27 protein-coding genes are annotated in these 23,154 nt (G+C 29.8%); 17 read left to right on the forward strand and 10 right to left on the reverse strand.

Features of this window, described 5'->3' with window-relative positions; all coding sequences use genetic code 11:
• Positions 1-27 precede the first annotated feature (27 nt).
• Positions 28-882 carry a universal stress protein gene (locus EC396_RS01885; protein ID WP_129365009.1) on the reverse strand — a complete coding sequence of 285 codons (855 nt, stop codon included), beginning with the start codon at positions 880-882 and terminating at the stop codon, positions 28-30.
• 171 nt (positions 883-1,053) lie between these two features.
• Between EC396_RS01885 and EC396_RS01890 the strand changes: the two genes are divergently transcribed.
• From EC396_RS01890 to EC396_RS01945, 12 genes are all read left to right on the forward strand, one after another.
• Positions 1,054-2,271 carry an efflux RND transporter periplasmic adaptor subunit gene (locus EC396_RS01890; protein ID WP_129365010.1) on the forward strand — a complete coding sequence of 406 codons (1,218 nt, stop codon included), beginning with the start codon at positions 1,054-1,056 and terminating at the stop codon, positions 2,269-2,271.
• Positions 2,268-3,011 (forward strand): ABC transporter ATP-binding protein, encoded by a 744-nt coding sequence (locus EC396_RS01895; protein ID WP_129365011.1) that lies wholly within the window; start codon positions 2,268-2,270, stop codon positions 3,009-3,011. Before EC396_RS01890 ends, EC396_RS01895 begins: the two co-directional genes overlap by 4 nt.
• Positions 3,012-3,022: 11 nt before the next feature.
• Positions 3,023-4,240: an ABC transporter permease gene (locus tag EC396_RS01900; protein ID WP_129365012.1), complete on the forward strand. Its 1,218-nt coding sequence runs from the start codon at positions 3,023-3,025 to the stop codon at positions 4,238-4,240.
• 156 nt (positions 4,241-4,396) lie between these two features.
• Positions 4,397-4,906 (forward strand): nicotinate-nucleotide adenylyltransferase, encoded by a 510-nt coding sequence (locus EC396_RS01905; RefSeq protein WP_129365013.1) that lies wholly within the window; start codon positions 4,397-4,399, stop codon positions 4,904-4,906.
• A gap of 149 nt (positions 4,907-5,055) precedes the next feature.
• Positions 5,056-5,838 (forward strand): ABC transporter permease, encoded by a 783-nt coding sequence (locus EC396_RS01910; RefSeq protein ID WP_129365014.1) that lies wholly within the window; start codon positions 5,056-5,058, stop codon positions 5,836-5,838.
• Position 5,839: 1 nt separating this feature from the next.
• The gene (locus EC396_RS01915; RefSeq protein ID WP_129365015.1) at positions 5,840-6,580 is read left to right on the forward strand and encodes an ABC transporter ATP-binding protein; all 741 of its coding nucleotides are present in this window, start codon (positions 5,840-5,842) and stop codon (positions 6,578-6,580) included.
• An 8-nt stretch (positions 6,581-6,588) separates the two neighbouring features.
• Entirely contained in the window at positions 6,589-7,575 is a 987-nt protein-coding gene (locus EC396_RS01920) for an MlaD family protein (RefSeq protein WP_129365016.1), read from the forward strand.
• 51 nt (positions 7,576-7,626) lie between these two features.
• Positions 7,627-8,130, forward strand: a complete 504-nt coding sequence (locus tag EC396_RS01925; RefSeq protein WP_164975181.1) for a hypothetical protein — start codon at positions 7,627-7,629, stop codon at positions 8,128-8,130.
• A 259-nt stretch (positions 8,131-8,389) separates the two neighbouring features.
• Complete coding sequence (locus tag EC396_RS01930; protein ID WP_129365018.1) at positions 8,390-9,631, forward strand: ATP-binding protein; 1,242 nt, start codon at positions 8,390-8,392, stop codon at positions 9,629-9,631.
• Positions 9,631-10,689, forward strand: coding sequence for a response regulator (locus EC396_RS01935; protein ID WP_129365019.1), 1,059 nt, complete (start codon positions 9,631-9,633; stop codon positions 10,687-10,689). Before EC396_RS01930 ends, EC396_RS01935 begins: the two co-directional genes overlap by 1 nt.
• Before the next feature lie 89 nt (positions 10,690-10,778).
• Entirely contained in the window at positions 10,779-11,627 is an 849-nt protein-coding gene (locus EC396_RS01940) for a universal stress protein (RefSeq protein WP_129365020.1), read from the forward strand.
• A gap of 3 nt (positions 11,628-11,630) precedes the next feature.
• Complete coding sequence (locus tag EC396_RS01945) at positions 11,631-12,020, forward strand: hypothetical protein (RefSeq protein ID WP_129365021.1); 390 nt, start codon at positions 11,631-11,633, stop codon at positions 12,018-12,020.
• Between the two features lie 274 nt (positions 12,021-12,294).
• Here EC396_RS01945 and EC396_RS01950 read toward each other — a convergent pair whose 3' ends face one another.
• Complete coding sequence (locus EC396_RS01950) at positions 12,295-12,738, reverse strand: DUF2267 domain-containing protein (protein ID WP_129365022.1); 444 nt, start codon at positions 12,736-12,738, stop codon at positions 12,295-12,297.
• A gap of 271 nt (positions 12,739-13,009) precedes the next feature.
• Here EC396_RS01950 and EC396_RS01955 point away from each other — a divergent pair, with 271 nt between their 5' ends.
• The gene (locus tag EC396_RS01955; protein ID WP_129365023.1) at positions 13,010-13,423 is read left to right on the forward strand and encodes a hypothetical protein; all 414 of its coding nucleotides are present in this window, start codon (positions 13,010-13,012) and stop codon (positions 13,421-13,423) included.
• Positions 13,424-13,517: 94 nt separating this feature from the next.
• Complete coding sequence (locus EC396_RS01960) at positions 13,518-13,955, forward strand: hypothetical protein (RefSeq protein WP_129365024.1); 438 nt, start codon at positions 13,518-13,520, stop codon at positions 13,953-13,955.
• A gap of 70 nt (positions 13,956-14,025) precedes the next feature.
• Here EC396_RS01960 and EC396_RS01965 read toward each other — a convergent pair whose 3' ends face one another.
• Genes EC396_RS01965 through EC396_RS01975 form a run of 3 tightly spaced genes read right to left on the reverse strand, consistent with a single transcriptional unit; the run spans position 14,026 to position 15,721 of the window.
• Positions 14,026-14,748 (reverse strand): pirin family protein, encoded by a 723-nt coding sequence (locus EC396_RS01965; RefSeq protein ID WP_129365025.1) that lies wholly within the window; start codon positions 14,746-14,748, stop codon positions 14,026-14,028.
• Positions 14,749-14,750: 2 nt separating this feature from the next.
• Complete coding sequence (locus tag EC396_RS01970; RefSeq protein WP_129365026.1) at positions 14,751-15,188, reverse strand: MarR family winged helix-turn-helix transcriptional regulator; 438 nt, start codon at positions 15,186-15,188, stop codon at positions 14,751-14,753.
• Positions 15,189-15,190: 2 nt separating this feature from the next.
• Positions 15,191-15,721: an NADPH-dependent FMN reductase gene (locus EC396_RS01975; RefSeq protein WP_129365027.1), complete on the reverse strand. Its 531-nt coding sequence runs from the start codon at positions 15,719-15,721 to the stop codon at positions 15,191-15,193.
• Positions 15,722-15,851: 130 nt separating this feature from the next.
• Between EC396_RS01975 and EC396_RS01980 the strand changes: the two genes are divergently transcribed.
• The 3 genes from EC396_RS01980 to EC396_RS01990 are packed head-to-tail and all read left to right on the forward strand — an operon-like array spanning position 15,852 to position 18,590.
• Positions 15,852-17,480 carry an acyl-CoA carboxylase subunit beta gene (locus tag EC396_RS01980; protein ID WP_129365028.1) on the forward strand — a complete coding sequence of 543 codons (1,629 nt, stop codon included), beginning with the start codon at positions 15,852-15,854 and terminating at the stop codon, positions 17,478-17,480.
• Positions 17,481-17,537: 57 nt separating this feature from the next.
• Positions 17,538-18,254 carry a YebC/PmpR family DNA-binding transcriptional regulator gene (locus tag EC396_RS01985; RefSeq protein ID WP_129365029.1) on the forward strand — a complete coding sequence of 239 codons (717 nt, stop codon included), beginning with the start codon at positions 17,538-17,540 and terminating at the stop codon, positions 18,252-18,254.
• A gap of 3 nt (positions 18,255-18,257) precedes the next feature.
• The gene (locus EC396_RS01990; RefSeq protein WP_129365030.1) at positions 18,258-18,590 is read left to right on the forward strand and encodes a hypothetical protein; all 333 of its coding nucleotides are present in this window, start codon (positions 18,258-18,260) and stop codon (positions 18,588-18,590) included.
• Here the strand turns inward: EC396_RS01990 and EC396_RS01995 are convergent.
• The 5 genes from EC396_RS01995 to EC396_RS02015 form a co-directional block, all read right to left on the reverse strand.
• Entirely contained in the window at positions 18,574-19,689 is a 1,116-nt protein-coding gene (locus tag EC396_RS01995) for an AMP-binding protein (RefSeq protein ID WP_129365031.1), read from the reverse strand. The genes EC396_RS01990 and EC396_RS01995 overlap by 17 nt on opposite strands.
• A 64-nt stretch (positions 19,690-19,753) precedes the next feature.
• On the reverse strand, positions 19,754-20,713 hold the full coding sequence (locus EC396_RS02000; protein WP_129365032.1) for a CPBP family intramembrane glutamic endopeptidase: 960 nt from the start codon (positions 20,711-20,713) through the stop codon (positions 19,754-19,756).
• Between the two features lie 23 nt (positions 20,714-20,736).
• Complete coding sequence (locus EC396_RS02005; protein WP_205757895.1) at positions 20,737-21,774, reverse strand: o-succinylbenzoate synthase; 1,038 nt, start codon at positions 21,772-21,774, stop codon at positions 20,737-20,739.
• An 86-nt stretch (positions 21,775-21,860) separates the two neighbouring features.
• Positions 21,861-22,385, reverse strand: coding sequence for an SRPBCC family protein (locus EC396_RS02010; protein WP_129365034.1), 525 nt, complete (start codon positions 22,383-22,385; stop codon positions 21,861-21,863).
• Positions 22,386-22,427: 42 nt separating this feature from the next.
• Positions 22,428-23,108 (reverse strand): metal-dependent hydrolase, encoded by a 681-nt coding sequence (locus EC396_RS02015; protein WP_129365035.1) that lies wholly within the window; start codon positions 23,106-23,108, stop codon positions 22,428-22,430.
• Positions 23,109-23,154: the final 46 nt, after the last annotated feature.

The following is a 23,154-nucleotide window of genomic DNA, read 5'->3' on the forward strand; positions in this document are numbered from 1 at the left end:
AAAAAAAACCAATCAAAATATTAAATATCAATTACTTAACATATTTATTTGATTGTAACTTAGTAAAGGTATAGCACTTGTATATTCCATTTTTTTAACCAAATCTTGATGAAATATTTTTTTGATAAAATCTTTTTTTGATCTTTCAAGCATTGCCAATAAATCGGCATTTATTTTTGTTAAATAGATTTTTAAAATATCATAAATATCTTCAGAAAATATCAAATCAAAATCTAATTTATCATAGGTAATTTTTTCGTTTATCAATTCTTTAAACCATTCCATTTCTTGTTGTCCGTAACTTTCGTTTTTAGATGAAACATGTACAATTTTAATAGTAGCATCAAAAATTTTAGCTATTTGACTTAGTTTAAAAATTGCATTGATATCTTCTTCTTCAAAATCTGTTGCATAAACAAGTGTTTCCAATTGATTTAATGTTATATCTTTTGGAATTGTAAGTACCGGAAACGGTGCTTTTTCAATTAGTTGTTTAACGGTATTATTTCCCGTTAAAAGTTCTTCAAAAGTGCTTTCTCCCTTTGCTCCAGTTACTATTAATGAAGGATTGATTTCTAAAGCTTTTGATATAATTCCGGTTGCACTATTTTTGTTTTCAACAGCAATCATTTTTAATTGTTTTGTTAAATCCTGATTTTCTAAATGAGTTTTACAAAACTGCTTTAATTTTTCTCTTTTCTGCTCAAAAGTAGCTTTGGGAGGTAACAAAAAATCACTGTTTAAATCTGAACTTAACGATGACATATCAAAAACATGAATCACATATAAACTAGCATTGGTTTTTAAACTTAATGCATGTGCATATTTTAATGCAGCAATTGCATTTTCTGAAAAATCGGTGGCATGCAAAATAGTGTTCATATTTATTTTATTTAAAATCAACTAAATAAGCAACTTAAAAGTAGTGACCTATGTTAAATAAATAAATGACATCTCTCAATTTACAGCTATTTAGAGATGAGTATCATCATTTCATTTTTTAAGGTTCCTTTCTAATTTTAACCATCAAAAAAGTTTTAAAATCTTTTAATTATGAAAAAGTGGAGATGGATTGTTTTTGGAGTTTTATGTATTTCTGCAATTGTATATTTTAAATTTAAACCAGCTTTAAAAGCAAAGAATTTAGAATTTACCTATACTTTTTTAGAAAAAGGAAATATAGAAACTATCGTCTCTAGCACAGGTACTTTAGAGGCCATAAATACTGTTGAAGTTGGTACACAAATTTCTGGAACCATTAAAAAAATATATGTAGACTATAATGACAAAGTTACTGCCGGTCAACTTTTAGCTGAAATGGATTTAAAATTATTGAAAACCAATTTAAGCAGTGCGCAAGCAAATTTAGCGGTAAGTTTAGCACAACTAAATCACGCTAGAGACGAACTTGAACGTGATAAAAAGCAATTTGATTTTGGGGTTATTTCAGACAAAGAATTTCAAAATTCAAAATACAATTTTGAACAGGCTGAAAGTGCCCATAAAGCAGCATTGGCTGCTGTAAAAAATATTGAAGTTTCTATAGGCTACGCACATATTACTTCGCCTATAAGTGGCACCATAACCGAAAGAAGTGTTGAAGAAGGTCAAACCGTAGCTGCCTCTTTTGCCACACCAACTATGTTTATTATTGCTGAAGATCTGTCTAAAATGCAAATATTAGCCGATGTTGATGAAAGTGACATCGGTTATATTAAAAATGGCTTAAAAGCACGATTTACAGTACAAACTTATCCTAAAAAAATATTTTACGGACAAGTAAGTCAAATTAGAATGCAACCCATAAAAATAAACAATATAGTTAATTATCAGGTAGTTATTGATGTTAACAATGAAGAAAAATTGCTACTTCCAGGAATGACAGCAAGTATAGAATTTATTATTAAAGTTGCAAATAACGTTTTACTTGTTAACAACTCTACATTGCGTTTTAGACCTAATGAAGTTATGTTAGCTGAAATAAAACCGCTGCTTCTAACTAAAGGAAAAGCTTATTTACCAGATTCTATTCAACCAAGTTTTATACATGCAATTAATACCGAAGAATTATATACTTCAGAAAATTTCAAAAAAAAATTACCCCCAGAAATTGATGGTTTTTTTATAAAAAATGAAAAAGGAAAACTAGAATTTAAATTTATAGCAATTGGTATAAAAACCGGATTGCAGTCTGAAATAAAAAGTTTTTTAGACAGCATTCCTTTAAAAGAAGGCACAAAAATAATTAACGGTATAAAATCAAAAAAATGACTTCAAAAAAAGTGATAGAAACCATTAATTTATGCCGCATTTTTAAAAATGGAGACATTGAAGTTCACGCTGTTTCAAATGTAAATATTACCATAAAAGAGGGCGAATTTGTAGCCATAATGGGCGCTTCTGGATCTGGAAAATCTACATTGTTAAATATTTTAGGCTGTTTAGATAAACCAACTTCAGGAGATTATTTTTTGGATGAAATTCATGTTAATAAGCTAAATAAAAATGAATTGGCCGATATAAGAAATCAGAAAATCGGATTTATATTTCAAAATTACAATTTATTATCTCGCACTTCTGCAATTGAAAATGTTGAATTACCACTAATTTACAGCAAATCAGGTAAATTTTCCAATCCTAAAGAGCTTGCAAAAAAAGCTTTGGAACAAGTTGGTTTAAAAGATCGCATTTACCATAAAACAAATCAACTTTCGGGTGGAGAACAACAACGTGTAGCCATTGCAAGAGCCTTGGTAAACGATCCTGCTTTAATTCTATCAGACGAAGCTACCGGAAATTTGGACAGCAAAACAAGTATTGATGTAGCCGATTTGTTTGTAAAATTAAACAATGAAGGCAAAACTATTTTAATGATTACGCATGAACCAGATATTGCTCAGTTTGCAAAACGCATCATTTATTTAAGAGATGGTGCTGTTTTAACAGATGAACTTATAAAAAATAGAAGCACCAAAGAAAGTGCTTTAAAAGAGCTGGCTTTAACCACTTAATTAACAATAAAATGCGACAATTTTTTAAAACATTTAAGGTCGCCTTTCAGGCAATTAATAAAAACAGATCGCGTAGTTTACTAACGGTATTAGGCATTATTATTGGCGTTGCTGCTGTAATTATGACCATTTCTGCAGGTGAAGGTGCAACACTTGAAGTTCAAAAACAAATATCTGGTTTGGGTACAAATTTATTAATGATTTATACAAAAACCGAACACAGGGCTGGCGCTCATGTGAGAATGGGAAAACCCATCAACAAAAAAGATTTTGACCTGCTGCAAAACAACGCTGTTTGGATTTCAAAATTATCGCCTTTAATTGTAGAAGTCGCACAGGCTATTGGTCCTAATGGCTATAAATCAATTGCTATTTACGGTGTTAATGATCAGTATTTTGACATTTTAAGTAGAGATTTATCTACAGGTGATTTTTTTAAAGATGAAGATGTAAAAACAGCCGGTAAAGTATGTGTTATAGGTAAAACCTTAAAAGACGAATTGTTTTCAGATTTAGATCCTAATGGCCGACAAATTAGGATAGATAAAATTCCGTTTACTGTTGTTGGTTTGCTTAAAGAAGAAGGAAAAGGTGCAATGGGACAAGATCAGGACGATATTATTTTGGCACCCTACACAACCATTCAAAACCGATTACACGGACATAGAAGTGGTTATGATATTATTATGGCAAGCGCCATTAATGAAGATCATATTGTTGATGCTGAAATTGAAGCGACTGAGTTAATGCGAGAATCTCACAAAATTTTAGAAGGTGAAGAAGATGATTTTGAAATTACAACACAAATAGAATTGCAGGAAATTACAGGAAATGTTACTGGTATTTTAACCATTTTATTGGGTGCTGTTGCAAGCATTTCATTAATAGTTGGTGGTATTGGTATTATGAATATTATGTTGGTTTCAGTAACCGAAAGAACACGTGAAATTGGAACCAGGCTAGCCATTGGCGCCCGAGAAAGCGATATTTTAACCCAGTTTTTAATTGAAGCAATTGTTTTGAGTTTGTCGGGTGGTGTTTTGGGAGTTGCTTTAGGTGTGGTTGGAAATCTGTTGATTTACAAATTCACCAACTTTTTTATTCCAACAGCGCCCTACTCTATTGTAATTGGTTTTGGTTTTGCAGCTTTGGTTGGTATTGCATTTGGATATTTTCCTGCAAAAAAAGCCGCAAAATTAAACCCAATAGATGCTTTGCGATACGAATAACTATTTCAATTGCGCTATAAACAAAAATACTACAAACCAAATACATCTCATAAAACAAACTGACCAATCTCATTGTCAACAAATTAGCAACCAACTAATTTAGGTACAATAAAGATAAAGTGTTATCTATAAACGTATTAATTTAAATTTACTATCATGAAAAAATTAATCTTTGGTTTAATAATTCTTGGATTAACCATCCATACTTACGCTCAGGAAATTAAAACAATCGAATTATCTGAAGTCGTAATTTCTGCCACAAATTATAAATATTTAAACAAAACAGGTCTTGAAAATGCGTCTATACCAGTTGCTTTATTAGAACAAAAAGTGGCAAGCTATGATATTGCAAGTTCCGAATTTTATGATGATGAGTATGATTCTTATATTATCTCATTTTATATTCCTGAAGGAAGTATACTTGCTACTTATGATAAAGAAGGTACTATTTTACGAACTGCTGAAAGATTTAAAGATGTAACGCTTCCAATTGAAGTTCGCAACAGCATAGCAAAACAATATCCTAATTGGAGTTTTGAAAAAGATTTATATTTGGTTAACTACTACGACAAGTCTGGAAATATCACCAAAAAATATAAAATTACTTTGATTAATGGTGACAAACGTATTAAAGTTAAATGTGATGCTGAAGGAAACATACTTTAGTTTTTTCACAAAAACATAATAAAAAGGCTGTCGAAACTGACAGCTTTTTTTATGTTTAACTGCTTTATACATTTAAATTGATGGATATCATTTTTATACCAAATTAACATTTCTAAATTAGATAAGTGAATCTTGACAAAAACTACTTTATGGCAATTTCACTTAAAATATCAAAAAACATTCAATCATTTTTACTTGAAATAGGTGAACTAACTTATTTTGCAAAACGCTTTTTTAAAGAAGCTTTTACAAGACCTTTTGAATTTAAGGAATTGCTTCGTCAATGTTTCAATATGGGAAATCGGTCTTTGCTATTGGTTGGTGTAACAGGATTTATTTTAGGACTTGTTTTTACACTACAATCTAGACCTACTTTAATGGAATTTGGTGCAGCATCCTGGATGCCATCAATGGTTAGTATTTCAATAGTACGCGAAATTGGCCCAGTAATTATAGCGCTAATTTGTGCTGGTAAAATAAGTTCTGGCATAGGTGCCGAGTTGGGTTCTATGCGTGTAACAGAGCAAATTGATGCTATGGAAGTTTCTGGTACAAATCCGTTTAAATATTTAGTTGTAACACGTATTATGGCTGCAACTTTAATGTTGCCATTGCTTATTATTTTTGGTGATGCAATTGCTTTGGTTGGCTCAGCTCTTATTGAAAATTTAAAAGGAGATGTTTCGTTTTTACTGTATTTCAACAAAGTAATTGAAGCTTTAAAATTTTCAGACGTAATACCTGCAACTACAAAATCTTTCCTTTTCGGATTTGCAATTGGACTGGTAGGTTGTTTTAAGGGATATAATTGTAAAAAAGGAACAGTTGGCGTTGGTGAAGCTTCAAACTCTGCAGTAGTATATGCTTCTATGTTGTTGTTTATTATCGATTTTATAGCGGTATTTATTTCTGATATTTTCTTTGAAATTTAGTATGAAAACAACTAAAAACATAAAGCCCGTTTTAAAAATTAAAGACCTTAAAAAAAGCTTTGGAGACAATCATGTGCTTAATGGTTTTTCAATGGAATTGTTTGAAGGTGAAAATTTAGTAATCATGGGAAAATCAGGATCCGGAAAATCGGTCATGATAAAATGCTTGGTTGGACTTATGCAGCCCGACAGCGGTTTTATTGAAATTGAAGGACGAAATTTAACAGATTTAAAACAACAAGAACTCAACATTTTAAGAACCGAAATTGGCTTTCTTTTTCAGGGAAGTGCATTGTACGACTCTATGACTGTGCGCGAAAATTTAGAATTTCCTTTGAGAAAACAAAAGATCAATGCAATAGATTTAGAAAACTTGGTTGTTGAAACATTAGACAGTGTAGGACTTAAATCGGCAATAGATTTAATGCCCGAAGAACTTTCTGGAGGAATGAAAAGAAGAGTTGCCCTAGCAAGAGCATTAATTTTAAAACCAAAAATTATTATTTATGATGAACCCACAACAGGTTTAGATCCAATAACTGCCAAAGAAATTATTGAATTGATGAAAGATATTCAACTAAAATACAGAACCTCATCACTTATAATAACCCATGATATAGATTGTGCCAGGGTAATTTCAAACAGAATGATTTTATTAATTGATGGTATTAATTATGCTGAAGGCACTTTTAACGAACTCTTGGCAAATAAGGATAAAAAAATTCAGGCATTTTTTAAATAGATATTCTCATGGAAAAGTCAAACTCACAAAAAATAAGATTGGGCATATTTGTTATTATTAGCACATTGCTATTAATTTCTTTGCTTTATTTTATAGGAAACAAACAAAATCTTTTTGGAAAAACCTTTAGAATAAGTGCCGTTTTTAACAATGTTAATGGTTTAATATTGGGCAATAACGTTCGCTATTCTGGTATTAATGTTGGAACCGTTAAAAAAATAAACATGATTAACGACACAACTATTTGTGTTGATATGGTTATTGAAGATAAATTTTTGAAACACCTTAAAAAGAATGCCATTGCAGCTATTGGATCAGATGGTTTGGTAGGAAGTATGGTTATTAATATTGTGCCAAGTAAAGACAGTTCTTTCACTTTAATTCCGGGAGATACCATCAAATCTTTTTCTAAAATTAGTACAAATGATATGCTTTCAACTTTAAATACAACCAATGAAAATGCCGCAATCCTTACTTCCGACTTGCTAAAAATAACCACAGCAATCAACCAAGGAAAAGGCACGTTGGGCTTGTTAATAAATGATACAGAAATGGCTTCAAATTTAAAAAACACCACCTTAAATTTAAAAAATGCTAGTGCAAATGCGTCCATTGCAATAAACGATATAAAAAATATGATTGCAGCCATTAATTACGATGAAAGCTTTGCGGCAGTATTGCTAAGCGATTCCATTTCAGCAAATCAACTTAAAGAAATTATAACAAATTTAGAAAAAGCAAGTAGTAAAATCGATTCATTAGTTTCAAATATTAATGATGTTGTAGCATTGGTAAAAAACGGTAATGGTACTATAAATTATATGTTAAATGATACAACCTTGGTTGAAAATATTGATACCACTATGAAAAATATTAAAGAAGGAAGTGTATTGCTAAACGAAAATTTAGAGGCGCTTAAACATAATTTTTTAACCAAAGGATATTTTAAAAAATTGGAAAAACAAAAAGCTAAAGAAGAAAAACAAAAAGAATAGTTTAAAATTTTAATATCCAGCATAATTTTTCAATTAATCCAAAAACATTGAATGATGAAAACAGAACATTTAGAGGAGCGAATTAACGACTATAAAGCATCTATTAAAACAGTTGTTGAAAAAAAGATTTATTGGAAAACTCATACCCGAGACTTATTACTTAAAGTTTTAAATGCCACTGTTGAACAGTACAATATTGGTTGGCGGGTACAAGAATTGAGCTGGATAAATACCAATGAAGCAGTAAACATTACATTCGATTCTTTTCCACCAGATTTAATTGAAAAAACCAATCAAATTCCAACCTATCAATTTTTACAGGGTGGCGCATTGGTTTTTTCACAAACTTATAATGGCGATGTAAATGTATTTGTATTATATCCGGTTTCGGGTTTAAATGATGATGCCAATACAAGTACAGACAGTGATTTGACAATTTACACACCTCAAGAAATTACTGAAAAGGTTATTGTTGAAGAAGTAGATGCGTTTTTAAAAAAAATGATTGAATGGGAAGTTCCATCATTAAAAAATAAGGTTGGCTTTCAAAAGTGATTTAAAAAAGTTTAAAATTGATTACAGATATTTTAATTATTACCAATAAAAAACTTCAAAAGCATTTTTTTATTTTATAAAATAATACATACAATAAACCCTGTAAAGTATTGTATTTAAAATAATTATTCCCTAAATTTATAAGAAATTAATATTCATAAATACTTGATTAAGTAAGAACTATTAATTCTAACTTCCTGTTTTAAGCCCTTTGAAATTAATTTTATTTTTATAGTTAAACATTGGTAAATAATTATTTATGTTTCATCAAAATAAAAATATTTTCGACATTTTATTTAAGGCTATGCCTGAAGGTGTAATTGTGGTTAATAATACCCAAATTATTGTTGCTGCAAACCCTTCTGCCGAAAAAATGTTTGGATATAACACCAATGAACTTAACAACTTACATCTTTCAGTTTTAATTCCTAAAAGATATGCCGTAAATCATAACCGTTATTTTAATACTTTCATTAAAAATAACAATGTTCGAAAAGTTGATCACTCTTCCAATTTATATGGGATAACAAAAAACAACAAAGAATTCCCTTTAGAAATTGGTTTAAATCCATTTACGGTGAATAATGAAATTTATGTAATTGCTTTAATTATTGATATTACAACACGAAAGGAAGCCGAAAAAAAAATTGAAAATTTAAATAGAGATTTAGATAAAAAAATTTCAGAAAGAACTGCTCAACTAAACAATACAATTAAGCAGTTAAAAGAATTAAATATTAATTATAAAAAAGAAATTTCCCAAAGACTGGAAGCTGAGCATAAAATTAAAATTGCACTAAAAAAAGAAATGGAATTGAACGAGTTAAAAACAAAATTTTTATCGCTTGTTTCCCATGAATTTAAAACTCCTTTAAGTGGTATTTTAACATCTGCAATATTACTTGGCAAGTATCATTCAAACCAACATCAAGAAAAAAGGCAAAAACACATCGAAACAATAATTGGTAAGGTAAACTATCTTAACAATATTTTAAACGATTTTTTATCAATTGAACGTTTGGACTCTAACAATGTAAACTATAAGTTTAACACTTTTAATTTAAGCAAAATTGTTAATGAAGTAGTTTACAATGCCAATATGCTTTTAAAAAATGGCCAAAAAATAAACACACCAAATAACACTGATGAATTTGTACTTTACCAAGATGAAAAATTTTTAGAACTGGCATTGTCTAATGTAATTTACAATGCCATAAAATATTCTCCACAAGATGCTACCATTGATTTAGAGATCTATAAAAAACAACAAAACATTGTATTTAAAGTTACAGATCAAGGGATTGGTATACCTGAAAAAGAACAGAAATTTATATTTAAACGTTATTTTAGAGCTGAAAATGTTTTAAATGAACAAGGTACTGGAATAGGATTAAATATTGTAAAATCACATTTAGAGAATTTAGGCGGAAACATTTATTTTACCAGTGAAGAAAATAAAGGTTCTGTTTTTACATTTGAATTACCCATAAATCACAAATAATGAAAAAAATATTATTAATCGAAGATGACAAAGTGGTTCGTGAAAATACTGCTGAACTTTTAGAATTGGCAAACTATCATGTTGTAACAGCAAACAATGGCAAAACCGGATTGATTGAAGCAAAAAAACACATGCCTGATCTTATTATTTGTGATATTATGATGCCTGAGTTAAACGGTTTTGGAGTACTACAAATACTTTCTAAAGATATTATTACCAAACACATTCCTTTTATTTTTTTATCAGCAAAAACAGAACATAAAGATGTTAGAAAAGGCATGAATTTAGGTGCCGATGATTATATTACAAAACCTTTTGATGAGTCTGAATTGTTTAGCGCTATTGAAAGTCGATTGGCCAAGGTTGCCATACTTAAAGAAAATTTAGAAATACAATCCGCAGGAGAAATTAAAAAAGATTTTGATGAACCCATTAAAAATTTAGAAAACCTTAAAACCTATTTTAATCAAAATGTTGAAGGATTTTCATACCAAACAAATGAAACTATATACCAACAAGGCGACAACTCCAATTATGTATTTTTAATCAAACAAGGCGTTGTAAAAACATATAAAATTGATGAGCAGGGAAAAGAGCTAATTACTGCTCTGCACAAAGAAAATGATTTTTTTGGCTTTACCTCCTTTTCGCAAAATATTCCTTATCAAGAATTTGCAACAGCCATAGAAAACACGCAGGTTTTTAGGTTATCTAAACGAGATTTAAAACAAATCTTAGCCGAAAACCCAAATGTAACCCTTGAATTGATCGATTTTCTTACAGACAATGTTTCTGATTTTAAAAATCAATTATTACAAATGGCTTACAGCTCTGTTCGTAAAAAAACAGCCAATACAATTCTTCAGTTTACTGAAAAAATGAAAAAACGCCCCAATGAAAATATTAAAATTTCGAGAAGCGATTTAGCCAGTATTGCAGGTATTGCTACTGAAACTTTTATAAGAACTTTATCTGATTTTAAAAAAGATGGAATTATAGATTTTAAAGGAAGTAATATTGAAATTATTGACCTAAACAAGCTAAAAAAAATGAATTAATACTAGCTAATTTCTTAAATTGATTTATATCATTTTGCCTTTGAACATCACATATTAAATTAGTTAATAATTTTAATCCAAATGTTCAAATGAAGAATATTTTACTTCCTACCGACTTTTCAGAAAATTCTTGGAACGCAATAAAATATGCTTTGGCATTTTTTAAAGATACTCCTTGTGATTTTTATTTACTGCACGTTACATTAATAAGTAATTATACAAGCGGCGAATTTACAATATATCCTACAACTGAAGTTTTGGATAAAACTTTACTAAAAAAAGCTAAAACAGATTTGAAAAAATTTTTAGATAAAGTAAAAAAGCACCCGCTTAGTGCTACTCATAAATTCTTTGATATAAATAGTTATAATTATTTTGTTGATGCCATAAGAGAACAAATCAAAGAAAATTTTATTGACTTAATTGTTATGGGTACAAAGGGCGCTTCAGGTTTAAACGAAATTATACTTGGCAGCAACACAGGAGATTTAATTACACAAGTAAAATGCCCTGTACTTGTGGTTCCTGAAAAAGCTGTTTTTAGTACACCTAAAGAAATAGCTTTTCCTACAGATTATAATATTTTTTATCCAACTGCTATTTTAAACAGTATTGCCGAAATTGCTAAAATGTTTAGATCGGCTATCCGTATTTTACACGTAGTAAGAAAAGATGAAGAACTAACCAGTTTTCAACAAGATAATAAAAACTATTTACACGATTTTTTTATAAACAGAAAACATAGTTTTCATAGAATTACAAATAAAAAAATTGAAAACGGCATACAATGTTTTGTCGAAAGCAGAAACATCAATATGATTGTAATGGTTGCAAAAAACATCAACCTTTTTCAACGTATTTTATTTAGACCAACCGTTGAAGAAATTAGCTATCATATTGAAATACCTTTTTTAGTAGTACATGAACAAAACAATTAAATTATGGAAAACATTTCAATCTTTTTATCGAAATTTTGGGGCTGGTATTTAATCATATTTTTTACAATATTAACTTTTAACCCCAAAAGAATATTACAACTTTTAAAAGACCTTAAAGATCAAAAATTTGTAATCTTAATCTCGTTTATTGCTATAATTGTAGGACTTTTAAATATTTTATCACACAATGTTTGGGAAAATGATTGGCGTTTGATAATTACACTTATTGGCTGGAGCGCTCTTTTTATTGGCTTATCTTTATTTATTTTTCCAATTAAAACTTCAAAATTTTTAGAATACATCAACATAAAATTTGTACAACTTATTTATATGCTGCTTTTTATAATAGGTGTATTTTTATTAAGTAAAGCCTATGGCTTTATATACAATTAAAACAGGTCAAAATTATGACATCAATCATTAGCTCAATTGACTCAAGTCATTTAAATACTAAAATTTAGCAACTACATTTACACTATCAATTTAAAGTTCTTTAATTTAAATAAGATAAAACCAGCATAAAGAGGGTGATATGTCTAAGTTTAAGAAATTATTTTTAGGTTTATTTTAGCAGTAAAATATATTTAAAAACAAAATTAAACTAAAACAAAAACCCCTCTTAACGAAACAGGAAGTCTAGGCTTCCTGTTTCTATTTTAAACATAGTTTAAATTAAATATTCTTCAAAAATTAATGATTTCAATTCTTTTGGAAGCTCAGTTCTTATATCATTTAACTCTCCAAACGACACGTATTTTCGCAATGCTAAAAAAGTTATTTTAATATACTTTGTTGTAATTTCATCCGATTCAAAATCATGTACTGCTGTATTGCCATCATACCTGTTTATCAAATCAATAAACTCAATCAAGGTTTTAATTTTTTGTTTTTTATGTCCAGACCACCCGTTTACATAAACTGCTTTTAAAAACATTGGTAATTGAGCTATTAATTGTAAAGATTCTTCGGTTGAAATTACCTCTCTTAATCCGTGTAAAACGGACGATAAAATACGACCTGCTTTGTCTTTATCTGTAATATTTAATTTTTCAGCATACACTTTCATAAAAGAGTTTGCCTCTACTGCAAATTGATTAAAATTTAGTGCCATGATATTATATTTTTAAATTAAAATTGATAAATATCCCATTTCTAAAAACTTGAAATCACTTGATTATTTAAACCATTTTTATTTGATTTTATAAAGCTATTGATTGATGGTTATTTGCAAAATGATTTTGCTCATTATTCCGTAATTCATCATTATAAAAAACAATAAAAAAATAAATTTTCATTAAAAATAAACACCTAATCAATTGATATTAATCATTTTACAATCTTGAAAATAACACTTAATTGCAGGTAATAAAATAAGATGAGATATGAATCCAACAATTTCTTATATGGCATTTAGTACCAATAAAAGTTGCAAAGAAGTGCTTTACAATACTAATCTTTGGATTTCAGATTTTGATTGTTTTGAAATTGAATTGCTTTTTTTAAAATCACTTACCCTATTAAATGTGTTCAAATCAAATATTCCTAATTTATTTGAAAGACTTCAATTGATTATAAAAGAAATTGAACAACTTAGAGCCGAAAATGCAGTTTTAAATAAAAAAGTAAAACAGTACAACAATTATGTAGATAGTATCTTAAAAAAAGATGTTTTTAAGTTAAGTGATGATTATTTAGAAAAGTACCACAATTTAGCAAAAGACGTTTTTTTGTTCACTCAAAAATATAAAAATTTTAAACTGGAATTGTATGAGTTTCTTACAGGAATAATTTTGTAATCAAAATACGAACTGTTACAGGTTATTTGTGTAAAGTAAAAAATTGGAATTCTAAATAAAACATATTTAAAATAACCTTTTAAATTTCTTAAAAATGAAAAACAAGATTATTAAAGATTGGCAAAATAGAGAAAAAAGTGTGCAAGAGCTACACAACGATTCTATAGAATGGATTTCGGAAATAAATTTTATTAATGATGAAATACGTTTTTTAGAACATTTATTAAGTGCTAAATATATTGATTGTTTGGCTGCTGGTTTGTACAAAAAAATAGATGAATTTGTAGACAAATTAAAAGAACAAAAAACAATTGGTAAAACACTTAAAGTCATTATCCGTGAACAAGAAGCTATCTTATTAAATTTGATAAATAATGATAGTGTGTCTAGTAATAAAAACTACTTAGAAAACAATAAAAAATTAGAATTTGAGATGGATAATTATATAAAAAAATACAGGCGTCTTAAAAAACAAATTTTTAAGATTGTTGAAAATATTATGAAACAAAAAGATCAAAAAAAATTAGTTTAACAATCCAATTTTACACTATAAAAAAACAGATGTTTTTAAAATAAACTCTTTTTAAAATCATCTGTTTTTTTTAAAATTTCATTGGCACTTCAATAAATAAAATTTCAGCGGTTTGTAAGGCCTTTATTTCAAAAGAGGCGGTTTGCTCAATGCCAATGGCATCTCTTTTTTTCAAAATTTCATTATTAACATCAATTTCTCCATCAATTAACATTGTATAAACACCGTTAAATTCAGACGATAGTTGACACTTAAATGTCTCATTTTCAGCCAAAATAATTCTTGAAATTTGTGCATTTTGATGAATTTTTAAACTACCTTCAATTGGGTTGTCTATTGATGAAACCAATATTTGTAAGTTGTTTTTTCTTTCAGAAGCTTCAAACTTTTTTTGCTCGTAACGTGGCGTTACATTTTCTTTATTTGGTAAAATCCAAATTTGAAACAGGTTAATTTCTTCTGTTGGATGATTGTTCATTTCTGAATGCTGCACACCACTCCCAGCCGACATCACTTGCACCTCACCAGCGTGAATAGGAATCCATTTATTGGTCATAGAATCTTTGTGCTTTAAGCTTCCTTTTAACGGAATGGTAATAATTTCCATATTGTTGTGTGGATGGGTTCCAAAACCCATTCCGCCATCAATAATATCATCATTTAAAACACGTAAAGCACCAAAATTAATGGCTTCCGGATTGAAATAATTTGCAAAACTAAACGAATAATTGGCTTTTAACCATCCGTAATTTGCAGTTCCCCTATCTTGTGATTTATATATTTTTGTTTTCATTTTTACCTTAATTTATCTAAAATTTCATTTAACTTTTTAGCTTCATTTTCCGAAATTTTTTCCAAACAACTGTTAAATTCATCCATCTTAATTTCATTTAACAAAGCCAAACCTTGCTCATTAATTTTTACATACACCACACGTCTGTCATTTTCGCACCTAAAACGATCAATCAAACCTTTGTCGCATAATTTATCCATTAAACGAGTCGCATTTGGTGATTTTTGCACCATTCTATCCTTAACCGTATTTACGGTAATATGCTCTTTTGCACCTCTTAAAATTCTTAAAATATTGTATTGCTGTTCAGAAATATTAAAAGGTTTTAAAAAAGTATTTCCCAAAGTATCCAAATAATTAGCTGTATATTTTATATTTAGCAAAGCCTTTACGCGCTCATTTGGAAAAGTTGAATTTATTTCTTTTGAAAAATCACCCATTGCTACAATGCTTTTTCTAAATCTGAAATCATTTTTTTAACTTCAGAAGCAAGTTCTTTATTTGAAATCTCTTCATTTTTAAAATTTTCAAAAAATGAAGGAAAAGAAAGATTCCCAACAATATTTCCACCATTAAAAGGAAACCTTCCCAAAGCAATCTCCAAAACCGATTTTCCTCCTCGTGGACCTGGTGAAGTTGCCATTAACAACATTGGTTTTTTTCGCCACACTTCGCCATTAATTCTAGACAACCAATCGAAAGCATTTTTAAAAGCTACCGAATAAGCGCCATTGTGTTCTGCCAAAGAAATTACAAAACCATCTGCCTTATCAATCACTTCATTCAATGCCAAAACCCCTTCTGAAAAACCCTTTTCAGCTTCAACATCAACAGAAAATAATGGCATTTCATAATTGTTTAAATCAACTTTAACAAGATTTACATTTTGTACCAAACCTCCAACATATTCAGCCAATATTTTATTGATAGAATTTTTACTATTACTCCCTCCAATTGTTACAATATTTTTCATAAGTATAAATTTTTATGTAACAAATATAGTAAAATATATTTTATTTACCTAGGTATTTATTTTCAGGGTATATTATTAACATTATTTAACATTCATTTTGTACTTTAGCCTTTAGAAAATTTTGAACAAAATGGATATTAACTTCAATAAAAACGAAGATTTTAACAAACTTCAACTTTCAGCACTCAAAAAAAAATTATTGAAAGTTTACAAAGGCGGTGGCGATGCCAAAATTGAAAACCACAAATCAAAAGGCAAACTAACTGCTAGAGAACGTATTGATTATTTATTTGACAATAATAGTGATACTATTGAAATTGGTGCTTTGGCTGGAGACGAAATGTACCCAGAACACGGCGGTTGCCCTTCGGCAGGTGTTGTTGTTAAAATTGGATATATTGAAGGAAAACAGTGTATTGTAGTTGCAAATGATGCAACTGTAAAAGCTGGTGCCTGGTTTCCTATTACCGCAAAAAAGAATTTACGCGCTCAGGAAATTTCAATTGAAAATAAGATTCCTATCATATATTTGGTAGATAGTGCTGGCGTTTATTTGCCAATGCAAGACGAAATTTTTCCAGACAAAGAACATTTTGGTCGTATTTTTAGAAACAATGCCATTATGAGCAGTATGGGTATTACACAAATTTCGGCCATTATGGGAAGTTGTGTTGCGGGTGGTGCTTATTTACCAATTATGAGCGATGAAGCAATGATTGTTGATAAAACCGGTAGTATTTTTTTAGCAGGAAGTTATTTGGTTAAAGCGGCTATTGGCGAAAATATTGACAATGAGACTTTAGGCGGTGCAACTACACATTGCGAAATTAGTGGTGTTACAGATTATAAAGCTTTAGATGATAAAGATGCGTTAGATAAAATACGCAATATTGTTGGTAAAATAGGTGACTATGACAAAGCTGGTTTTAATAGAATTGAAGCCAAAAAACCACTACAAAATCCTGATGATATTTTTGGAATTTTACCAAAAACCCGTACCGATCAATATGAAATGCGAAGTATTATTGAACGCATTGTAGATAATTCTGAATTTGAAGAATACAAAAAGGATTATGGAAAAACCATTATTTGTGCCTATGCACGTATTGATGGTTGGGCAGTTGGTATTGTTGCAAATCAAAGAAAAGTGGTAAAAAATGCACAAAAAGAAATGCAATTTGGTGGTGTTATTTATTCTGATAGCGCAGATAAAGCTACTCGTTTTATAGCAAACTGCAATCAAAAGAAAATTCCGTTGGTGTTTTTACAAGATGTAACCGGATTTATGGTGGGTAGTAAAAGTGAACACGGTGGTATTATAAAAGATGGTGCTAAAATGGTAAATGCAGTGAGCAATTCTGTAGTTCCAAAATTTACGGTTATTATTGGAAATTCTTATGGAGCAGGAAATTACGCTATGTGCGGAAAAGCATACGATCCGCGATTAATAGTTGCTTGGCCATCGGCACGTTTGGCTGTTATGGGTGGTTCGCAAGCGGCCAAAGTATTATTACAAATTGAAACAGCATCATTAAAAAAACAAGGTCAAAAAATTACACCCGAATTAGAACAAGAAATTTTGGCATCTATTGAAGCCAAATACGATGCTCAAACTTCGCCATATTATGCAGCCGCAAGATTGTGGACAGACGCTGTTATCAATCCGTTAAATACCCGAAAATGGATTAGCATGGGAATTGAAGCGGCAAACCACGCACCTATTGAGAAACAATTTAATTTAGGTATAATTCAAGTATAAATTATTGTAAAAACACATTGTTATTTTTACATTTGCAACACAAAAATAAAACAATTTATGGGAAGAGCGTTTGAGTTCCGAAAAGGAAGAAAAATGAAACGTTGGTCGGCAATGGCCAAAGCATTTACACGTATTGGTAAAGACATCGTAATGGCGGTAAAAGAGGGTGGTCCAAATCCTGAAGCCAACTCTCGTTTAAGAGCTGTTATTCAAAATGCGAAAGCAGCCAATATGCCAAAAGACAATGTTGAGCGTGCCATAAAAAAAGCAACAGAAAAAGACACTGCAGATTATAAAGAAATTTTATTTGAAGGTTATGCACCTCATGGTGTTGCCTTGGTAATTGAAACTGCTACAGACAATAACAATAGAACTGTTGCCAATGTAAGAGCTGCTTTTAACAAATGTAACGGTAATATGGGTACTTCTGGTTCCGTTGTTTTTATGTTTGACCATGCTTGTAATTTTAGAATTAAAGCTGAAGACTTAAAAATGGACTTAGAAGAGTTTGAATTGGAATTGATAGATTTTGAAGTTGAAGAAGTTTTTGAAGATGAAGATGGGATTTTAATCTACGCACCTTTCGAAAAATTTGGTGCCATTCAAAAATATTTAGAAGAAAATAATTTAGAAATTCTTTCTTCTGGATTTGAACGTATACCAACAACAACTGTAAAATTAACTGAAGAACAACAAGCAGATGTTGAAAAATTATTGGAACGTTTAGAAGAAGATGATGATGTACAAAACGTATATCACTCAATGGAAATGTAAATTATGATTTTAGCGGGCAAAAAAAATTCAGAATTATCGTGCAAAATTGCACCAGAGGTTGTTTGCCCAAAATGCAATACACTTAACTCAACAAAGGTTTCGATAATAGGTACATACAAACACCTATTATCGATTCCTTTTTTTGCAGGAAAAAAATTCGGTAAATCAGATTGTGAACATTGCAATCAAACCTACAATTTAGCCGAAATGCCTGACCCAATTAAATTGGCATATTACGAACTTAAAGAGATTACAAAAACGCCTCTTTGGTTTTATGTTGGTTCTTTTTCTATTAAAATATTGGTCTTGATAAAAATATTTAGTCGATATTTTTAATCAATTTTAACGATTCTTTTCTGTTGATTTTTTTTGTTGAAGTTTCCACAAAATTTGGAATCACATAAACTGCTTTTGGTTTTTCGTATTTTTCGAGCTTTTGAAGTTGCTGAATTTGTTTTAAAATTTTAGCACTTAAATGATTATGATATTTTGAAACGTTTGTACTTCCATCCTCAATTATCAATACCAATTTTTCACCTAAAACTGCGTCTGGAATTCCTGCCACAAAAAAACGTTGTGAAATAATTTTCGAAAGTTTTTCTTCAATTTGTTCCGGAATTAACTTAATTCCACCCGAATTTACAACACCATCAATTCTACCCAACCAGTTAAATTCATTGTCTGAAATAATTTCAACCAAATCATTTGTAATTATTTCTTCGCTTGAAACTTTTGGCGCATTAATTACCAAACAACCTCTTTGATCTGTAGCTATGGTAATATTTGGTAAGATCTGGTAATATGAATTCTCGACTGCGCTCGAAATAACATTTGAATTATCAATACCATCACCAAATTTATTCAATTTTTTTACTGCAATATGGGTTATGGTTTCGGTCATACCATACGTTGCATAAATGGCTGTTTTTACAGATTGTATTTCGTTCAACAATTCTTTTGAAACAACACCTCCTCCAACAATTAATTGCTTTATTTTATAAATAGCTGTCAAAGAATTTTTTAATTGAATAGGCACCATTGCAGTAAAATCGTATTGTTTTTCACTATCTTTTAAAGGATTGGAAACTGCTTCCACCACATCTAAATGCCAACCTAAAATTAGAGCTCTAACCAACATCATTTTACCAGCAATAAAACTTGGAGACATACACAATAAGGCAGTAGTTTTTTCAGGTAAATTAAAAAAGTTTCCTGTAGCCAATGCGCTATTTATCATGTGTGTTTTTTGAAGCTGAATCACTTTTGGTATTCCTGTAGAACCTGAAGTTTTAACTTTAACAAAGTCCTTTTCATTAAACCAATCTTTAAAAAACAAATAGACATCCATAGAAATTTCTTGAGAAAAATCTATAATTTCTGTTACCGTTTTAAACGATTTCCCCTGTAATTTAAAATCTTTATGAAATGGTTTCATTGTTGGTTGTTGACTTTTAGCTATTGGCTATTAACTGTCGACTTGAGACTTTCGACTAAAAACCTTAGGCTATAAATTTATCTTCGTCTAATTCAATTGGTTTATATATGGTTCCAAACATTTTTTCTTTCCAATTATTCCAACCGTATTTTTTAGAGAATAGGAACAAAACAATTGGGTACAAAACAAGTACTGGTAAAAATAATTCAACATTTAGTTCAGGTTCAGAAATATCTATAAAAAGTGCATCTGTTTGAAAAGCGCCCCACTCTACAGTTGCTAAAACTGCTGCTACAATATTATTTGCTGCATGAAAACCCATAGACAATTCAATTCCTTCATCCATAATTGCAAAAACACCTAGCAAGAGACCTGTTCCAATATAAAAAATCATAACAATCCACCCTAATTTTTCAACTTCAGGATTGGCACCGTGTAGCAATCCAAAAATAACACCTGTTAAAATTAAAGCTACTATCCCCTTTTTAAACCAGGTTCCAAAACCTTGCATTAAATAACCTCTAAAAAGCACCTCTTCCATAGTGGTTTGCAATGGCAGCAACAAAAAAGAAATAACTACTAAAATAGCAAATGGCACCAATTTAAAATTCCATACAAAATCTTCGGGAGAAAAAACATAACTAATTCCAAACGAAACAATTCCTATAAGCATCCAAACCATAAAAGCAAAGAAAACCCGACTCCAATCAAATTTTTCTCTACTAGTAAGAACAGTTAATATTTTACGTTTATGAATAAATTTTACACCTAAAAGCAAAAAAACCAGTCCGCTAAAAAATGTAAAAATCATTAAAATTAAATACAAATTTGAGTCGATACCCAAAGTTGTAAAATTGTCAAGTGCAGCCCTTGAAAATTCACCCATATCTTCTGAATAAAAAAAAGCAGTTGCCACTAAAGGAATTATGCCAACCAATTGCCATCCAAAAAAAAGTAAAAAAATTGTTAGTGCATAAGCCCACCAGCTGTTTTCGCCTTTATATGCTTGTTGTATAAATTTCATATGCTTATTTAAAATCACTTATTTTATAAATTAAATTTCCACTTTATATTTTTGTTATAATGCAAATGTCCGTTTTTTACTTCTAACGGACTTTCAAAATTATTGGTAAATAAACTTCCTGTTCCCAAACCTTGAGGCATCTTATTGTTTAAAGTGTAGGTGTACTGTGCAATGGCATTTAACCCAATATTACTTTCCAATGCCGAAGTAATCCACCAACCTATTTTTTGTTTTTCGGCCAACTGAATCCACTCGTTGCTTCCACCAATACCACCAACCAAACTTGGTTTTAAGATAATGTACTGCGGATTGATTATTTGCAGTAACTCTTGCTTTCCTGCACGTATATCAAAAACACCTATCAATTCTTCATCTAAAGCAATTGGCAAAGGCGTTTTTAAACATAAATCTGCCATTTCTTCAATCTGACCTTGTTTTATAGGTTGTTCAATAGAATGAATTTCAAAAGCAGACAATTGTTTTAATTTTTCCAATGCTTCAGAAGGCTTAAAAGCGCCATTGGCATCAACTCGTAATTCAATTTCTTCAGAAGAAAAATTTTGACGTATACTTTTTAACAATTTCAATTCAGTTTCAAAATCTATAGCGCCAATTTTCATTTTTATGGTTGAAAACCCAGCTGCTATTTTTTCTTCAATTTGCTGCTTCATAAAAGCTTCACTCCCCATCCAAATTAATCCATTTATATTTATTGCATCTGTTGAATTTGTAAATTTTGAAGGAAATAAAGTAAATTCATCTTCACTTTTTAAAGACAATAATGCTTGTTCTAAGCCAAATTGAATAGAAGGAAATTCAATCAATTCATCTAATAAAAATGAAACACTTTGGTTAATATTATGACACAACCAGGTTAATTTATTTTCATAATCTGGTCTATCATCAATACTTAAACCTCTAAAAATTGCACATTCTCCAATGCCAATTTTAGAATTATTATTTAATAATAAAAAATAAGTTTCTTTGGTTTTTAAAATTCCACGAGAAGTGCCACTCGCCTGCTTAAAATTTAAAATGTATTTTTGAAAAGTTGCTATCATTATATAAAAAAGACGAAAGGTACAATTTTAATGGCATTGCACAACTTTAGTAATTTCTGTATATTTTAATTTCTATTGAATTTTATTTAATCCTCTAATATTTTTTGAAGTTTATTTAATCCATACTCAAAATCTTTTCCAATGGTTTTATCCATATTCATAAACAACATTAAAATACTAACCGGAAATTTATTTATACCCGAAAAACCCCAGGTTACTTTTGTGCCTCCGTCTACATTTTCAACTTTTAAATAAGCATCTGATTTAGATTTAAATGGCTTTAAAAATCGAAGTTGAGAAAAAATTGCTTCATTATTTATAATATCTGTAATTTCTTGCGCTCCTTCTCCTACTTCTTTATTTCCAACCCAGGATGAAACAAAACCGATTTCTCCGTCTACACCAGAAAATGTTTTTTTCATATTTGGATCTTTTTCTGCCCAAGGCGACCAATTGTCCTGATTTTTTAACAATTTTAAATATGAAAACACTTCAGGAAGCGGTTTTTTGATTAAAATACTTCGGGAAACATCGTACTTTCCTGGAGCAATATTGGCTAAAATAATTATCAAAAATATAACTATTAGAATGATGTAAAGCAACGTGTCCATAATTTCATCTTATTTAGTTAATAATAGCCATTTTGGGCGCAATTAGATTTTTAAATGCCCACCAATTGGTAATAAAAAAAGTTCTTTTTTAGCCTTTGCAAACTTTTCAAAAGCTTCTTTATGATTGATTTTTATATATCCAAAAGTATCAAAATGATACCCCAATACTTTGTTACAACTTAAAAATTTACTTGCTTTTATGGCTTCATCAACACCCATTGTAAAATTATCACCAATTGGTAAAACTACCAAATCAAGATCTCCAATTACATCTGGAATCAACTTCATATCATACGTTAAAGCCGTATCACCTGCAATATACAACCTATGATGACTGGTTTCAATTACAAAACCACCTGGCTGACCACCATAAGTTCCGTCTGGAAAAGAGCTAGAGTGTACCGCATTTGTATAATGAACTGTTCCGAAATCAAAAACCCATTTTCCACCATGATTCATTGGGTGACCTTCAATTCCCTTAGCTTCAAAATAAGTTACAATTTCATAATTAGAAATTACTTTGGCGCCTGTACGCTTTGCAATTGCTTCAACGTCTAAAATATGATCTTGATGCGCATGAGTTACCAAAATATAATCGGCTTGAATAGCATCTATATCAATTTCAGAAGCCAATTCGTTGCCCGAAATAAATGGATCAATTAGTAAAGTTTTGTCTTTGGTTTCGATACTTAAGGTTGAATGACCTAAATAAGTTAATTTCATAGTGATTAAGTGTAGATTATACTGCAATTTAATGAATTTATTTTAC

The sequence above is a fragment of the Lutibacter sp. HS1-25 genome, from assembly GCF_004121075.1.
GTDB lineage: Bacteria > Bacteroidota > Bacteroidia > Flavobacteriales > Flavobacteriaceae > Lutibacter.

Excerpts from the sequence above, each read along its gene's own strand:
- EC396_RS01885 (WP_129365009.1), bottom strand. The coding sequence starts at position 882 with ATGAACACTATTTTGCATGCCACCGATTTTTCAGAAAATGCAATTGCT.
- EC396_RS01890 (WP_129365010.1), top strand. The coding sequence starts at position 1,054 with ATGAAAAAGTGGAGATGGATTGTTTTTGGAGTTTTATGTATTTCTGCA.
- EC396_RS01895 (WP_129365011.1), top strand. The coding sequence starts at position 2,268 with ATGACTTCAAAAAAAGTGATAGAAACCATTAATTTATGCCGCATTTTT.
- EC396_RS01900 (WP_129365012.1), top strand. The coding sequence starts at position 3,023 with ATGCGACAATTTTTTAAAACATTTAAGGTCGCCTTTCAGGCAATTAAT.
- EC396_RS01905 (WP_129365013.1), top strand. The coding sequence starts at position 4,397 with ATGAAAAAATTAATCTTTGGTTTAATAATTCTTGGATTAACCATCCAT.
- EC396_RS01910 (WP_129365014.1), top strand. The coding sequence starts at position 5,056 with ATGGCAATTTCACTTAAAATATCAAAAAACATTCAATCATTTTTACTT.
- EC396_RS01915 (WP_129365015.1), top strand. The coding sequence starts at position 5,840 with ATGAAAACAACTAAAAACATAAAGCCCGTTTTAAAAATTAAAGACCTT.
- EC396_RS01920 (WP_129365016.1), top strand. The coding sequence starts at position 6,589 with ATGGAAAAGTCAAACTCACAAAAAATAAGATTGGGCATATTTGTTATT.
- EC396_RS01925 (WP_164975181.1), top strand. The coding sequence starts at position 7,627 with ATGATGAAAACAGAACATTTAGAGGAGCGAATTAACGACTATAAAGCA.
- EC396_RS01930 (WP_129365018.1), top strand. The coding sequence starts at position 8,390 with ATGTTTCATCAAAATAAAAATATTTTCGACATTTTATTTAAGGCTATG.
- EC396_RS01935 (WP_129365019.1), top strand. The coding sequence starts at position 9,631 with ATGAAAAAAATATTATTAATCGAAGATGACAAAGTGGTTCGTGAAAAT.
- EC396_RS01940 (WP_129365020.1), top strand. The coding sequence starts at position 10,779 with ATGAAGAATATTTTACTTCCTACCGACTTTTCAGAAAATTCTTGGAAC.
- EC396_RS01945 (WP_129365021.1), top strand. The coding sequence starts at position 11,631 with ATGGAAAACATTTCAATCTTTTTATCGAAATTTTGGGGCTGGTATTTA.
- EC396_RS01950 (WP_129365022.1), bottom strand. The coding sequence starts at position 12,738 with ATGGCACTAAATTTTAATCAATTTGCAGTAGAGGCAAACTCTTTTATG.
- EC396_RS01955 (WP_129365023.1), top strand. The coding sequence starts at position 13,010 with ATGAATCCAACAATTTCTTATATGGCATTTAGTACCAATAAAAGTTGC.
- EC396_RS01960 (WP_129365024.1), top strand. The coding sequence starts at position 13,518 with ATGAAAAACAAGATTATTAAAGATTGGCAAAATAGAGAAAAAAGTGTG.
- EC396_RS01965 (WP_129365025.1), bottom strand. The coding sequence starts at position 14,748 with ATGAAAACAAAAATATATAAATCACAAGATAGGGGAACTGCAAATTAC.
- EC396_RS01970 (WP_129365026.1), bottom strand. The coding sequence starts at position 15,188 with ATGGGTGATTTTTCAAAAGAAATAAATTCAACTTTTCCAAATGAGCGC.
- EC396_RS01975 (WP_129365027.1), bottom strand. The coding sequence starts at position 15,721 with ATGAAAAATATTGTAACAATTGGAGGGAGTAATAGTAAAAATTCTATC.
- EC396_RS01980 (WP_129365028.1), top strand. The coding sequence starts at position 15,852 with ATGGATATTAACTTCAATAAAAACGAAGATTTTAACAAACTTCAACTT.
- EC396_RS01985 (WP_129365029.1), top strand. The coding sequence starts at position 17,538 with ATGGGAAGAGCGTTTGAGTTCCGAAAAGGAAGAAAAATGAAACGTTGG.
- EC396_RS01990 (WP_129365030.1), top strand. The coding sequence starts at position 18,258 with ATGATTTTAGCGGGCAAAAAAAATTCAGAATTATCGTGCAAAATTGCA.
- EC396_RS01995 (WP_129365031.1), bottom strand. The coding sequence starts at position 19,689 with ATGAAACCATTTCATAAAGATTTTAAATTACAGGGGAAATCGTTTAAA.
- EC396_RS02000 (WP_129365032.1), bottom strand. The coding sequence starts at position 20,713 with ATGAAATTTATACAACAAGCATATAAAGGCGAAAACAGCTGGTGGGCT.
- EC396_RS02005 (WP_205757895.1), bottom strand. The coding sequence starts at position 21,774 with ATGATAGCAACTTTTCAAAAATACATTTTAAATTTTAAGCAGGCGAGT.
- EC396_RS02010 (WP_129365034.1), bottom strand. The coding sequence starts at position 22,385 with ATGGACACGTTGCTTTACATCATTCTAATAGTTATATTTTTGATAATT.
- EC396_RS02015 (WP_129365035.1), bottom strand. The coding sequence starts at position 23,108 with ATGAAATTAACTTATTTAGGTCATTCAACCTTAAGTATCGAAACCAAA.